Annotated in this window: 11 protein-coding genes; 5 read left to right on the plus strand and 6 right to left on the minus strand. The window is 27.0% G+C overall.

All coding sequences use genetic code 11. The features are described from left to right. Positions 1-72: 72 nt before the first annotated feature. Positions 73-1,713 (plus strand): DEAD/DEAH box helicase, encoded by a 1,641-nt coding sequence (locus CSGHG_RS04785; RefSeq protein ID WP_010293136.1) that lies wholly within the window; start codon positions 73-75, stop codon positions 1,711-1,713. A 273-nt stretch (positions 1,714-1,986) separates the two neighbouring features. Here CSGHG_RS04785 and CSGHG_RS04795 read toward each other — a convergent pair whose 3' ends face one another. Beyond that, positions 1,987-2,724 carry an AIR synthase related protein gene (locus CSGHG_RS04795; protein ID WP_010293137.1) on the minus strand — a complete coding sequence of 246 codons (738 nt, stop codon included), beginning with the start codon at positions 2,722-2,724 and terminating at the stop codon, positions 1,987-1,989. A 297-nt stretch (positions 2,725-3,021) separates the two neighbouring features. Here CSGHG_RS04795 and CSGHG_RS04800 point away from each other — a divergent pair, with 297 nt between their 5' ends. Both CSGHG_RS04800 and CSGHG_RS04805 read left to right on the plus strand, forming a co-directional pair. Further along, entirely contained in the window at positions 3,022-3,639 is a 618-nt protein-coding gene (locus CSGHG_RS04800) for a flavin reductase family protein (protein ID WP_010293138.1), read from the plus strand. A gap of 392 nt (positions 3,640-4,031) precedes the next feature. Beyond that, positions 4,032-5,939 carry an NAD(+) synthase gene (locus CSGHG_RS04805; protein WP_026022232.1) on the plus strand — a complete coding sequence of 636 codons (1,908 nt, stop codon included), beginning with the start codon at positions 4,032-4,034 and terminating at the stop codon, positions 5,937-5,939. A gap of 72 nt (positions 5,940-6,011) precedes the next feature. Here the strand turns inward: CSGHG_RS04805 and CSGHG_RS04810 are convergent, their stop codons facing one another. Next, positions 6,012-6,530: a chromate transporter gene (locus CSGHG_RS04810; protein ID WP_010293144.1), complete on the minus strand. Its 519-nt coding sequence runs from the start codon at positions 6,528-6,530 to the stop codon at positions 6,012-6,014. 3 nt (positions 6,531-6,533) lie between these two features. Next, positions 6,534-7,070 carry a chromate transporter gene (locus CSGHG_RS04815; protein ID WP_010293146.1) on the minus strand — a complete coding sequence of 179 codons (537 nt, stop codon included), beginning with the start codon at positions 7,068-7,070 and terminating at the stop codon, positions 6,534-6,536. Positions 7,071-7,188: 118 nt separating this feature from the next. On the opposite strand from CSGHG_RS04815, the gene CSGHG_RS04820 reads away from it, so the two are divergent. After that, complete coding sequence (locus CSGHG_RS04820; protein ID WP_010293147.1) at positions 7,189-7,611, plus strand: YaaR family protein; 423 nt, start codon at positions 7,189-7,191, stop codon at positions 7,609-7,611. Positions 7,612-7,669: 58 nt separating this feature from the next. Here the strand turns inward: CSGHG_RS04820 and CSGHG_RS04825 are convergent, their stop codons facing one another. Further along, a complete protein-coding gene (locus CSGHG_RS04825; RefSeq protein ID WP_010293148.1) occupies positions 7,670-9,007 on the minus strand; it encodes an MFS transporter in 1,338 nt (445 codons plus the stop codon). A gap of 774 nt (positions 9,008-9,781) precedes the next feature. Here CSGHG_RS04825 and CSGHG_RS04830 point away from each other — a divergent pair. Further along, entirely contained in the window at positions 9,782-12,445 is a 2,664-nt protein-coding gene (locus tag CSGHG_RS04830; protein WP_010293149.1) for a cation-translocating P-type ATPase, read from the plus strand. Between the two features lie 30 nt (positions 12,446-12,475). Here the strand turns inward: CSGHG_RS04830 and CSGHG_RS04835 are convergent, their stop codons facing one another. Beyond that, positions 12,476-13,315 carry a CvfB family protein gene (locus CSGHG_RS04835; protein WP_010293150.1) on the minus strand — a complete coding sequence of 280 codons (840 nt, stop codon included), beginning with the start codon at positions 13,313-13,315 and terminating at the stop codon, positions 12,476-12,478. A 135-nt stretch (positions 13,316-13,450) separates the two neighbouring features. Further along, entirely contained in the window at positions 13,451-13,957 is a 507-nt protein-coding gene (locus tag CSGHG_RS04840; RefSeq protein WP_010293151.1) for a gamma carbonic anhydrase family protein, read from the minus strand. Positions 13,958-14,532 lie beyond the last annotated feature (575 nt).

Here is a 14,532-nt window from a genome sequence, read left to right on the forward strand (position 1 = left end):
ATAGAATAACATTATTAAGTTTATAGGTTATTTAAATTTTTATATAAAAACATAATAGAAAGAGGAATGTTAATGAATAAAATTAAATTTGAAGATTTAAATCTTAAGCCTTCAGTATTAGAGGCTATTAATGATTTAAAATTTGAATATCCGTCTGATATTCAAGCTAAAAGCATACCAGTAAGCTTAGAAGGTTTTGACTTAATCGGTCAAGCACAAACTGGTACTGGAAAAACTGTTGCATTTGGTGCTCCACTTCTTAGTCTAATGGAACCCTCTAACGGAAACGTTCAAGCAATAATATTAGCCCCAACAAGAGAACTTGCAATACAAGTTAGTGAAGAATTAAGCAAACTAAATAAGTATGCTCAATATAAAATACTTCCAATTTTCGGTGGTCAATCAATTGATAAACAACTTAAACCATTAAAAAAAGGTGTAGATATAGTTGTTGGAACTCCTGGAAGAATTCTTTATCATATAAACAGAAAAACTCTTAAATTAGACCACGCTAAATTCCTAGTTTTAGATGAAGCGGACGAAATGTTAAACATGGGATTTATAGAAGATATAGAGCTTATTATAAGCAATTTAAAGAAAGAAAGACAAACATTATTGTTTTCAGCTACAATGCCAAAAGCTATTAAAAGCTTAGCTAAAAACTATATGAAATCTGACGCTAAACATATTGCTATTGCAAAACAATCTCTAACTGTATCTAAAATAAAGCAATTTTACTTTGAAGTAGGTCAAAAAGATAAACTTGAAGCTCTTTGCAGAATTTTAGATGTTGATGCACCAAAAAGCGCTATACTATTTTGTAAGACTAAAAGAGGTGTTGATGAATTAGTTTCTGCTTTACAAAGCAAAGGATACATAGTTGAAGGTATGCATGGTGACATGAAACAACTTCAAAGATTAAATACTTTAAAAAAATTCAAAACTGGTAATTTAAATTATTTAATAGCTACTGATGTTGCTGCACGTGGAATTGATGTAGAAGATATAACTCATGTTATAAACTATGATTTACCTCAAGATACAGAATCTTATGTTCATAGAATAGGAAGAACTGGTAGAGCTAACAAAGAAGGTACGGCTTATAGCTTTGCAAGTCGCAGAGAAATGTCTATGATAAGACAAATCGAAAATGTAACTAAGAGTAAAATGGAGAAAAAACAATTACCAACTTTAAATGATATATATGCTTCAAAATCAGAAAGCATATTAGAGTCTGTTAAAGCTACTTTAGAAGAGAATTCTTATGAAAGTTTTATACAAACTTCTAAAGATTTAATAGATGAATTTGGAGCTGAAGATGTTACTGCTTCACTAATGAAAATATTATTTGATAAAGAGTTAAACTATGAGTATACTCAAGACACTCTTAAATGTGAAGAATCTTTCAGCAGGGATTCAAATAGAAGAGACTCAAACAGAAGAGATTTCAATAGAGATTTCAACAAAGATACTGCTAGATTATTTTTATCTGTAGGTAGACTTGATAAAGTTTCTGCTATAGATTTAGTTAAGTTTTTAGATAATACAGCTGGAGTAAAATCTAAAGAACTTGGAAGAATTGATATATTAGATAAGTTTACTTTTATAGATGTTCCTAATAACTTAGTTGATGTAATCTTAAAAAATAGTTCAGGTCAAAAAATAAATAATGTTAGAAAAGTAAGAATTGAAGTTTCTCATAAAAGAAAATAAATGCTAGGCTTTAGCCTATCATTTATTTTTTTATCTTTAAAAATATATTTGGTAACTTTTTCAACTTTGTATCATATATTATATTATAATGAACAATTTTAAACTATATATCTACACCTATTTTGTTAAAAGTGTTTAATTTTTTATTCCATTTAGTTTTATTTTCTTTAGGAGGGGTATAATGAAATTTTTCAAAAAATTATTTTTAATACTTTCCTTAGGCCTTATATTGGAATACATTATAATATATTTACTATATATAAATAAATGAAATTAAATAATTTTTCCTATTTCAACTGCGTTTTTTAATTTTTTTATCACGTCAGTTTTATGTTCTTTTATTGCAACTATAGCTACTGTTGCTGGCCCACAAGTTTTTTTCAGATTTAAATCTACATTATCCTTTAATTCAAACTTTCTTTTATTGCTAACTGCTAGTTCTTTTGCTTCATACAATATTCCTTTTGAACCTACTGGAACTATTTCTAAAACCTCCTCTAAATTTATAAGGTTATTTAAATCTTCATAAGAAAATATTTCATCATCACCATAAAAATTTATTTCACTTCCAACTTTAGGTTTACCTATGGCATACACCTTTGCTTTTTCACTTATATTGTTAATTTTTGCACTTTTCTTTTCACAAATTCCTATAACAGTAATTCCTACTCCTGTAGATGTGACCTTAAAATTTTCTTCTGTACTTCCCGTTAATGGTATGCCATCTATTGAAGCTAACTTCATTTCACTTTTTATACCCTTTATAATTTCTCTACCTGTCGGTTCCATCTCTGCACAAACATTATCTACAATACTTATTACCTTTGCTCCACTACATAGAATTTCTAATAATCCTACCCTTACACTATACTTACCCGTTATAAAAGGTTCTACTTTTAGTGCATCATGTTCCTTATCCCCTATGCCTCCACTACTATCACAAGCTATAACCATTATTTTTTCTTTATCTATATCTACACATACTAAATCTCTCACTTTATTTCCTATCATATGTTAAACACCTACTCTTTAATTTTTTAAATATGTTAATTCTACAAATAAATTATATCAAAGTAATCTATAAATGCCATGAATTTTTCAAATTTATGTTATAATTTTATATAAACTTATTTAACTATCAAATAATAAAATTTAAGATTAATATCATACTAATAATACTAAAGACATTTTTATTTTTTATTAATGTATAGACAATTATACATATGAACTAACTTAGTTAATACAACTAAAGAACTTATTTTAATATTAAATAATTATAAATATTATGCCGTACAAAAGGAGAAAAATATGAATAAAGTAAATTTTAAAGGTAGTGTAATGCTTAATCCTACACCTGTAGTATTAGTTACATCTAAAAATAGAGAAGATAATATAAATGTCTTTACTGTTGGATGGATAAGTACTGTGTGTACAAAAGAACCTATCTTAGCAATGGGAATTAGGCCAGAAAGATTAAGCTATGATTATATAAAAGAAAGTAAAGAATGTGTAATTAACCTTACTACTAAAGATATGGTTAAAATGGTAGACTATTGTGGAGTCGTTAGTGGTAAAAAAATTGATAAAATTAAACACCTAGGAATTAAATTAAATGATGCTGTTAAAATAAATACTCCATCTTTAGAAGAATCTCCAGTTGCTTTAGAATGTAAATTAAAGTCTATCACACCACTTGGAACTCATGACTTATTTTTGTTAGAAGTTCTAAATGTTAAAGTAAATGAGGATTTAATTGACGATAATGGTAAAATACATTTTGAAAAAGCTAATTTAATTAGTTATTGTCATGGTGAATACTTTGCTTTAAATACTAAGCCTTTAGGTAAATTTGGCTATTCTATAATGAAAAAGAAGACTGCTAAACGAAAACTTAATGAAAAAAATAAACAAAAATTCAAAAAATGATTTATGGAGCATATGTTTTGTTACGCCTATCCTTCTTATTATGGATGTACAATTTAAATATAGATTCAATCAATTTTATATCTTAATTTCAAGGTTTAATGCTTGTAATTGGATGAAACTCACTATTCAGTTTCATCCTAAACTCTTAATTCTTAACTTTTAACTAACTATACTTGACTTATAGCAAAGATTTGATAAGTAAACTTAAATATAAGGTTGCATAACTATAATTTTTTTAATTAGTTTTTATTAAATTAGAAAATTATATCAAACTTAACTTTTATATAATAATAAAAAACAAAATTTTTTGACTATAATCTATAAATATATATTAAAAAATCTTTGAACTAAATAATATATTTATTAACTTATTTATTTAAGAAAGGTAGTGAATTTATGAATTTTTTAAAGTAGCTTCCGCTTGTCCTATAACGAATGTGGCAGATGTAAACTTTAATATTAATGAAATTAAAAAATGCATTTTAAATGGATTAAAACAAGATTGTAATTTAATAGTTTTTCCTGAACTAAGCATAACATCATATAGTTGTGGTGATTTATTTTTTCAAAACAAATTATTAATTGAAAGTGAAAAAGGCATATCTGAACTATGTGAATATTCAAAGAAAAAAAATATAATTATCTCTGTTGGTGCACCAATTTTACATAAAAATTGTTTATTTAATTGCGCTGTAGTTATATTTGATGGAAAAGTTATTGGTATTATTCCTAAAATCCATTTACCTAACTACTCTGAATTCTATGAAAAACGTTGGTTTACTAGTGGACTTAATATTATTGATGAAACTGTAAGCCTTAGCTTTCAAGAAGATATTCCATTTGGAACAAATATTATATTTTCTGCTGAAAATGCCAAAATAGGTTTTGAAGTATGTGAAGATTTATGGGTAACTATACCACCTAGTAGTTATTTAAGTTTATGTGGTGCTAATATAATTTGTAACTTATCATCTTCTAATGAATTAGTTGGAAAAGCTGAGGTTAGAAGGAACCTGGTTAAAAATCAAAGTTCAAGATGCATTGGTAGTTATATATATTCATCATCTGGTGTCTTTGAATCTTCTACCGATGTATTATTTAGTGGACATTTAATAATTTCTGAAAATGGTAGCACCCTTGCAGAAAATGAAAGATTTCAAAGAGAAAATGAGATAATAACTGGAATAATTGATCTAGATAAACTCAACAACGAGAGATTAAAAAATATAAGTTTTAGAGATAGTATGTGTTTATGTCCTTTCACACCAAAAATAATTGACATAAATATAAAAAATACTTCCATCAATAGTTTTGATAGAACTATAGATAAACTTCCTTTTGTACCTAAAACAGAATCTGAACGAGAATCAAGATGTAAAGAAATATTTAACATTCAAACAGCTGCATTAGCTAAACGTCTTTGTCACACAAAACTTAAAAATGCTGTTATAGGTATTTCTGGTGGATTAGACTCTACTCTTGCACTATTAGTAGTTGTTAAAACTTTTGATATGCTTGGATTAAACAGAAAAAACATAAAAACAATTACTATGCCAGGATTTGGTACTACTGATAGAACCTATATAAATGCATTAAAACTTTGTGAAAATTTAGGTACCGAGCTTAAAGAAATAAATATTGTAGATGCTTGTATACAACATTTTAAAGACATCGGTCATGATCCATCTATACATGATGTTACTTATGAAAATGTTCAAGCAAGAGAAAGAACTCAAATATTAATGGATATTGCAAACAAAAATGCGGGACTTCTAATTGGAACTGGTGATTTATCAGAACTTGCATTAGGTTGGTGTACTTATAACGGTGATCATATGTCTATGTATTCTGTTAACTGCTCTATTCCTAAGACATTGGTGAGATATTTAGTTGAATACGTTGCAGAAAAGGAATTAGATGGTACTGCTTCAGAAGTTCTTATGGATATATTAGATACTCCTGTAAGTCCTGAATTACTGCCAAAAAACAAAGAAGGTAAAATAGCTCAAAAAACTGAAGATATTGTAGGCCCTTATGAACTACATGACTTTTTCTTATTCCACTTTATAAAGCAAGGTGCTACTCCTGAAAAACTTCTATTTTTAAGTGAAAATGCCTTTGGCGATGAATATACTAAAGATGAAATTTTAAAATGGAGAAATATGTTTCTTAAAAGATTTTTTACTCAGCAATTTAAACGTTCTTGTATGCCTGATGGTCCAAAAGTAGGTTCTATAAGTCTTTCACCTAGAGGTGATTTAAGAATGCCATCAGACGCGAGCTATAATAGTTTTATATAGGAGTTTAGAACATTATTAAAATAAAAAATGCATCGTTTATGATTAATTTTAAATCATAGACGATGCTCATTTTTAATAAAACACAATTCCTAAAACCGCTGAAATTACTATTATTAATATAGGATGTATTTTAGTTTTAAAGAGCATAACCCCTATTATTGCTCCTATTATTAAACTTTTTAAATCTACATATGCTGTTTTACTTAAAGATATAAACACACCAATTATAAGACCAATAAGTGCTGGCTTCATTCCTGATAATGCTGAATTTAGTAATGTAGATTCCTTAAATTTTGTAAAAAAGAAATATGCAAGTGTAACTAATATAAAAGACGTAGTCACAACTCCAAGAGTTGCCACAATACTTCCTAATACTCCACTTACCTTATATCCAGTAAAAGTAGCACAATTTATTGCAACTGGTCCTGGAGTCATTTGAGATATACCAATTATATCTACAAATTCTGTAGCACTAATCCATTTATTACTGTTAACCACTTCATTTTCTATAAGGGATAAAATGGCATATCCTCCACCAAAGCCAAAAGTGCCAACCTTTAAAAAAGCTAAATAAAGTTTTAAAAGTACCATATTCTATGACACCTTCTTTCTATTGGAAATTATCCCATATAAAGCAGCTAAAATAATTATTATAACAGGATTTACATTTAAAAAAGCAGTAAGTAACACAGTAACTATAACAATAATTATATTATTAGTAGATTTTTTTACCGATTTACTAAGACTAACTACTGCTACTAAGACAAGCAATGGAACTGCTGCATTTATTCCACTAAACATTCTTTCTACAATAGCTAAGTTTCTAAATCTTGAAAAAAACATAGCTATAATAAGTATTATACCAAAGGATGGTAGAGTTACTCCCAATAGCCCTAGAATGGCACCTGGAAATTTTCCAATTTTATATCCAATAAATGTAGATGAATTTACTGCTAATGCCCCTGGGAAACTTTGAGCTATAACTAATATTTCAAGAAACTCATCTTTAGATAACCATTGATTTACTTCAACAACTTCCTTTTCTATAAGTGGAATCATTGCATACCCTCCACCAAAAGTAAAACTACCTATTTTAAGAAACGTGAAAAACATTTTTAGAAGCTTTTGCATATAATTACCTCTCTTTATATAATAATATATGAACTTATAATTTATTTTTGAAGATATCTTAATAAAATTATACTACATTCCGATAATAAATATAGAGTATCTATAAGAGGTGTTTAATATGGAAATATCAAAATTAAGAAATAGTCCACAAATCCAAAGAAGTGGTTCTAAAATAAATAAGCAATCAGACTTTTCTAAGAACTTTAACTTTGCTCAACAAAAAAAATCTGAAGAACAATTAAAACAAATGTTAAAAAATATAAAAAACAAAGGAACAAAATTAGTAGCAAGTAAAAATTATGCTGATGTTAAAGCTTATAAGAGAGAGATTAAGGCCTATTTAGAATCAGTGCTTGCTTTTATGTATTCAGTAAAAAAAGATACAAGTTTCTGGCAAACTCAATATTTCATTACAGTTGATATAATAGATAAAAAATTAGAAGAACTAACACAAGATTTATTAAATGAACAGAAAGAAAATTTAGATGTAGGAAGTACTGTTGATGAAATAACAGGTCTTATAGTTGATATTTATAAATAAGTTAATTACCTATTTATAACATAAAAAAACAGCCATAATATGGCTGTTCTCATTAAAACTAAGAAGCTACTTCTTCTTCTTCATTTTCACTTTGAGGTCTATTAAATTTCTTAGTAAATTGTGTAAGTAATATTACTATTGCTATTGAATAGATAACTGCTGTTACATAATATGCTATTCTATATCCTGAATCACCTAAGAAGTTTTCGTTGAAAAGGAATCCTGCTGTAAATAGACCTGCTAATATTGTTACAATTGCTTGTGATACGAATATTACTGAACTATAAGCTGGTCTTAATTCTTTAGTAACAAATTCCATTGGCAATGATTGAACTATTGGATTTGCTGCATTCATAAATCCTGCCCTAAAGAATAATCCTGCCCCTACTGCAAGTACCATCATTCCCCCAAATTTATCACCATTTCCTATAATTAGCATGAAAGGAACTGAAATTGCTGATAATAATGATATAGCACCAACTCTACCAAATTTCTTCGAGAACCATGGTGAGAACATCATAAATATAACCATTGCTATTGTTTGAAGTGATATAAGAAATGATACTGTTGCTCTATCTATTCCTAAAGTTCCTAAGAATATTGTAAAGTAAGGAACTATTAATGATGCACCAAATCTTATTAATCCATTATACACTAAGTATAATAGCGCATATTTATTACAAAGTACTCTCCAATCAATTTTAGTTTTACCTTTTTCATCTTGGTGTCCTGCATAATCTTCTTTAACTTCTTTTAATAATAATAATGGTATCGTAGCAAGAACTGCAATTACCACAAATATTAAGAACACATCAGTATGTGCAGATATGTATGCTGCGTTTTGAGCTGTAGTAAATTCTGCTGTTTTAGTTGATAATGCCTGTGCTTGGTCATAAGCAATTCCAAGTCTTGAGGCAAATCTCCAAACTATTAATGCACCACCTGTAAAACTTGCTAATGCCATTCCTGCAACATTAGAATACATTGTTCTTGAGAAAACTTTATCTCTTTCATCTTCAGTAGTATACTGTGTTAAAAATGGTGGTAATACTGCATCAAATAAGTATAATCCTAAAATTAATACAAGAGTTATACAACTTACTGAAAACCAGCTTCTTGTAAAACTTATTAATATCAATCCAGCTATACTAACAACTCCGCCAGCTACAAGTATTTTTTTATATCCCATTTTAACTATAGCTGCTACTAATCCTGCAGTTAATAATGTAGCTATACCTGTATATATTGTGTAACTATTTACTATTGTAGGCTGAGCTTGCTTTAAAAATGTTATAAGTGTATCATTTACAATACCACTTAATATGCCCATAAATAAATAACTAATGAAAAACATTCTACTATTATGTTTGTAACGTTTTAATATCTCTTCATTCATACAATCATCCCCCTATAATATACATACTTTAATTAACCCTTTATATAATTTCATACGAGAGAACACTTTTATGTAACAATATTTTATAACCCTCTGGCCAGAGACAATATATATTGTTAAGCAATTCATAATTTATTTACATTTGTTTCTCAACTAGTACTATAATACACATTTTTTTGAAAATCAAGATATTATTTAAAATTAAGAAAGTTTAGAATATTCTTTAAATTTTATAGTTTTTAATAAATATTTATGAATTTTTTATTTATTTTATATATATTTATTTTCATTTTTGTAACAATTTTGTGAATATTGTTTCATTTATTTTATTTTTTATTTATTTTATTTTTTGTTACAAATAATGGATTTGTTTTCTGTTAAATTTTATTTTAATTTATATAAATAAAATTTTAATACATATTTCACATTTCTATTACTATACAATATAAAATATCATTTATAATTTACATTTAAATTTTAAGTATGTTTTTAAATTTCATAAATTTTTTTCATAAAATAAAACTAATATTATAAAATCTTACACTAGTAATTTTAATAATTTTTATTTTTCAGTAAAATTTATTGTTATTGAAACAATAATATTTCTCTTATATATAAACATATTAAATATAATATCAATTTTTAAACATGATATATTTAAATCTTTTAAAGTTAATCATATTTTTTTTAATTATGTTGATACTAATTATTAGGCTAATATTATTCTTTCAATCATAAAATATAATGAATACAATTAATAGAGGTGATATATTAATGTGGTTTAACAAAACAACGGAAGATGTTCTTAATCTCCTAAATTCCAATTTAGATAATGGACTTTCTTCAGATCAAGTATTAGAACATAAATCTAAATATGGACTCAATAAATTTACTACTAAAAAACCTAAGACTAAGCTCCAAATGTTCTTTTCACAATTAAACGATATGATGATTTATATATTATTAGTTGCAGCCGTTTTATCTGCTGTAGTTGGAGAAACAAGTGATTCAATAATTATTTTAATAGTAATTCTTATTAATGCTATAGTTGGTATGATTCAAGAAGCTAAAGCAGAAAAAGCCTTAGATGCATTAAAGGAACTTTCTACGCCTAAAGCTCTTGTAAAAAGAGATGGAGTAATTGTTGAAATTCCTTCTGAAGATGTAGTTCCTGGCGATATAGTTATAATAGATGCTGGCAGATATATACCTTGTGATATACGTTTAATAGAAAGTGCCAATTTAAAAATTGAAGAATCAGCTTTAACAGGTGAATCTGTCCCTGTGGATAAAGATGCTAATATTACGATTGAAAATGAAGAAATTGCTCTTGGTGATCAAAAAAACATGGTCTTCATGTCGACTTTAGCCACTTACGGACGTGGTATAGGTATTGCTGTTGCAACAGGTATGGATACTGAAATTGGTAAAATTGCTAAGATGCTTGATACAGATGAATCAGAACAAACACCACTACAAAAAAAACTTGAACAACTTGGTAAATACCTTGGTTTTGCTGCTATAGCTATAAGTATAATAATGTTTGTAGTCGGTATTTTACAAAATAGAGACATTTTAGATATGTTTATAACTTCTATAAGTTTAGCCGTTGCTGCTATCCCTGAAGGATTGCCTGCAATTGTTACTATTGTACTTGCAATTGGCGTTCAAAAAATGATAAAACAAAATGCCATAATAAGAAAACTACCTGCTGTTGAAACTCTTGGTTCTGTGAATGTTATTTGTTCTGATAAAACTGGTACATTGACTCAAAACAAGATGACAGTAACAAAATTTTATTGTAATAATAACCTAAATGATATCGAAAACCTAAATATGAATGATCCTGTAGAAAAATTACTAATAGAAAATTTAGTTCTTTGTAATGATGCCACTTCTAGTGAAGATTCTAAAACAGGAGACCCTACTGAAATAGCATTACTAGATATCGGAAACAAATATAATTTAACTAAACTAGACGCTAACAAGAATCATCCAAGAGTTGGTGAAATTCCATTTGACTCTGATAGGAAACTTATGAGCACTATAAATAAATTCTCTAATGAGTCTTTTGTATTAACTAAAGGTGCAATTGATAACCTTTTAAATTTGTGTACTAAAATATATTTAAACAATGAAATAAAAGATTTAACTACAGAACTTAAAGATTCAATCTTAAAAGCCTCATATAAAATGTCTGATGATGCTCTAAGAGTTTTAGGAGCTGCATATAAAACAGTTGAAGATTCTTCCAACTTAAAAGAAAATGATGTGGAAAAAGATCTTATATTTATAGGATTAGTAGGAATGATAGATCCTCCTAGACTAGAAGTTAAAGATTCAATAGAAATTTGCAAAAACTCTGGAATAAAAACAATAATGATAACTGGTGATCATAAAAATACTGCTTTTGCCATAGCTAAAGATTTAAATATAGCTACAGATTCATCACAAGTTATATCCGGAGCTGAATTAGATAAAATATCAGATGAGGAACTTGCAAACTCTATAGATAATCTTAGAGTTTTTGCAAGAGTTTCACCAGAACACAAAGTAAAAATTGTTAAAGCTATTAAATCAAAAGACAATATAGTTTCCATGACTGGTGATGGAGTTAATGATGCACCTTCATTGAAAGCTGCTGACATAGGCGTTGCTATGGGAATAACCGGTACAGACGTTGCAAAAGGTGCAGCTGATATGGTTCTTACAGATGATAATTTTTCTACTATCGTTTCAGCAATTAAAGAAGGACGAAATATTTTTAATAATATTAAAAAATCTGTTATTTTCTTAATTTCTTGCAATGCTGGTGAGATAGTCAGTCTATTTCTTGCAATTTTACTAGGTTGGGCTGCTCCACTTAGTGCAACACATATATTGTGGGTAAATTTAATAACTGATACTTTTCCAGCATTAGCATTAGGTGTAGATCCTGGTGATAAGGATGTTATGAATAAGCATCCTAGAAATGCTAAAGACAGTTTATTTAAAGGATCAATATTCACACTAATATTTAACGGTTTTTTAATTGGACTTTTAACATTAATAGCCTTTGTTTATGGAGCTAAAGTTTATGGTGGTTCTGACATAGCTTTATCAAACATACCTGATAAAATTCTTATTCATGCTCAAACGTTAGCTTTTACTGTATTAAGTAGTACTCAGCTTGCTCACTCATTAAATATGAGAAATGAAAGTAAATCCATATTTTCTATTGGTGTGTTTTCCAATAAATATTTAATTAGTTCTATAATACTAGGACTATTGCTACAATTTTTAGTTATAACAATACCACCGATAGCTACATTATTTGGAGTTTATAAACTTACTTTAAATGATTGGATTTTTGTACTATTAATTAGTTTAGTGCCAATTATAATAAATGAAATTTTAAAGTTTTTCAAAAGAAGTAGTGAAAAAAAAGTTAGAGATTAATCTCTAACTTTTTTCTTATTTCTATTAATTTTATAATAGTCTAGTTCCCTCTTTATCTTGAGTTATCAATTTTTTCTTCATAAGCCCACCTAAAGCTCTCTTAAATGCATTTTTACTAGTTTTAAAAGTTTTTTCTATATCCTCTGGTGAAGATTTATCATTCAATTTCATAAATCCATCGTTCTCTTTTAAGTACTCATGTATTTCTGTTTCTAAATCTGACTTTTCTTCTAATCTCACTTTTCTTAATGAAATACCTACTTTACCATCTTCATAATATTTTTTAACTCTACCTTTAACTATATCGCCTATTTTTAAATCATTGTAATATTCATTTTTTAATATTACACCTCTATATGTATTTTCTAAAGCTATTTCTGCAGAGTTATTAGTTTGGAACCCATATATAGTTCCTTCTACTTCTTGGCCAACCTCATAAGAATTTGTATCATGTAAATAATTATCTATTTTAGTTGTTGCTGCAAGTCTATTTGTTTTGTCTACATATAATACAAATAAATATTTTTTACCAACTTTCAATTTATAATTTGTTTCCTTAAATGGAACTAAAACATCCCTTTCTAATCCTATATTAACAAACGAGCCAATACGACTTTCATCAACTACTTCTAGATAAGCTACTTCTCCAACTGTTGCTAATGGTTCTTTCATAGTACCTATAATTCTATCTAAAGAATCCCTATATATAAATACTTCAAGTTCATCACCAATTCTTATATCATTTCTTAACGCACTTTTATTAGGTAATAATATATCATCTGATGAATTCCCTGTAGTTCCATCTAAATAATATCCAAACTCTGACCTTCTAACAACTTTTAAACTATTTATTTCACCAATTTTTATCATAATTTCCTCCTAAAGTTTTCCTTTTGTGTTTTAAAGTAATAAACCTGTACTCATACTATTAAATACAGCTATTTAATTTCTCTACATTTTTTAATATTACTTTTTTTATAAACATATTTTCAACATAAGTTTTCATTAAATGCTCTTATGTTCATTTGCCATTTTTACATATTCTATTGCTGATTTTTTTATATTTTCTATTTCTTCTGATGTAAGTTCTCTAATAACTTTTGCTGGTGATCCCATACAAAGTACACCAGATGGTATTTTTTTACCTTGAGTTACTAAACTCCCTGCACCTATAATTGTGTTTTCTCCTATTTCCGCATTGTTTAAAATAATCGAACCCATTCCAACTAACACATTATTATTTATTTTACATCCATGGATTATTGCATTATGTCCTATTGTAACATTATCCCCAATTTCTGTTGGTACACCAAAATCATTATGAACAGTTGTGTTTTCTTGAATATTGGTATTTTCTCCTATTTTTAAATAACTCATATCACTTCTTAAAACTGTTCCATACCATATATTTGTATTCTTACCTATGGTAGCTTCTCCTACTATAGTTGCATTTTCTGCTATAAAACAACTTTCATCTATAACTGGACTCTTTCCTTTAAATGATTTTATCACAAAAATCACTCCTTATCATAAAAATATATTCATATCTACCTTTAACTATATACTACTCTTCATTATATCCTTTTGCGTTATGTATATTCAACCATTAAGTAAAGGTATATTTAAATACTATAATGCTAACTTTATAATATAGAAAAATAATATCTTATTCAAAATTATATAATTTCTTAGTATTAGTTTAAAATTAAGAGTTAAGACTTTATTATTAAAATGGCAATAGAATCTTATAATCATCTAAATTTAATCTTATTCTAATATATTAATCATTAAATTTATTTTTCTAATTTAGTATATATTATTTTATATACTTATTTTTTTCTACAATAGTACAAATAATTCTATTATTTTCGAATTGTTTTTCATTATTGTTATAAAATAATAATTGTTGATTAAATTTAATCCTTGTTATATAATACAACATATAGTGCATATTATACTACATATAGCAATATGTAGTATTTTTGTTTCGTTAATTTTCTACGCTTAGGAGGTGCAATGCTAGTTAGTTTTAAAAGTTAACTAATCTAGTGATGATAATGAGTAATATAAAAATTTATTTAAAAGAT

The sequence above is a fragment of the Clostridium senegalense JC122 genome (genome assembly GCF_000285575.1).
Lineage (GTDB): Bacteria > Bacillota > Clostridia > Clostridiales > Clostridiaceae > Clostridium_J > Clostridium_J senegalense.

What these genes read in the sequence shown, in the direction of transcription:
- CSGHG_RS04785 (WP_010293136.1), top strand. Translation starts at nt 73, where the DNA reads ATGAATAAAATTAAATTTGAAGATTTAAATCTTAAGCCTTCAGTATTA.
- CSGHG_RS04795 (WP_010293137.1), bottom strand. Translation starts at nt 2,724, where the DNA reads ATGATAGGAAATAAAGTGAGAGATTTAGTATGTGTAGATATAGATAAA.
- CSGHG_RS04800 (WP_010293138.1), top strand. Translation starts at nt 3,022, where the DNA reads ATGAATAAAGTAAATTTTAAAGGTAGTGTAATGCTTAATCCTACACCT.
- CSGHG_RS04810 (WP_010293144.1), bottom strand. Translation starts at nt 6,530, where the DNA reads ATGGTACTTTTAAAACTTTATTTAGCTTTTTTAAAGGTTGGCACTTTT.
- CSGHG_RS04815 (WP_010293146.1), bottom strand. Translation starts at nt 7,070, where the DNA reads ATGCAAAAGCTTCTAAAAATGTTTTTCACGTTTCTTAAAATAGGTAGT.
- CSGHG_RS04820 (WP_010293147.1), top strand. Translation starts at nt 7,189, where the DNA reads ATGGAAATATCAAAATTAAGAAATAGTCCACAAATCCAAAGAAGTGGT.
- CSGHG_RS04825 (WP_010293148.1), bottom strand. Translation starts at nt 9,007, where the DNA reads ATGAATGAAGAGATATTAAAACGTTACAAACATAATAGTAGAATGTTT.
- CSGHG_RS04830 (WP_010293149.1), top strand. Translation starts at nt 9,782, where the DNA reads ATGTGGTTTAACAAAACAACGGAAGATGTTCTTAATCTCCTAAATTCC.
- CSGHG_RS04835 (WP_010293150.1), bottom strand. Translation starts at nt 13,315, where the DNA reads ATGATAAAAATTGGTGAAATAAATAGTTTAAAAGTTGTTAGAAGGTCA.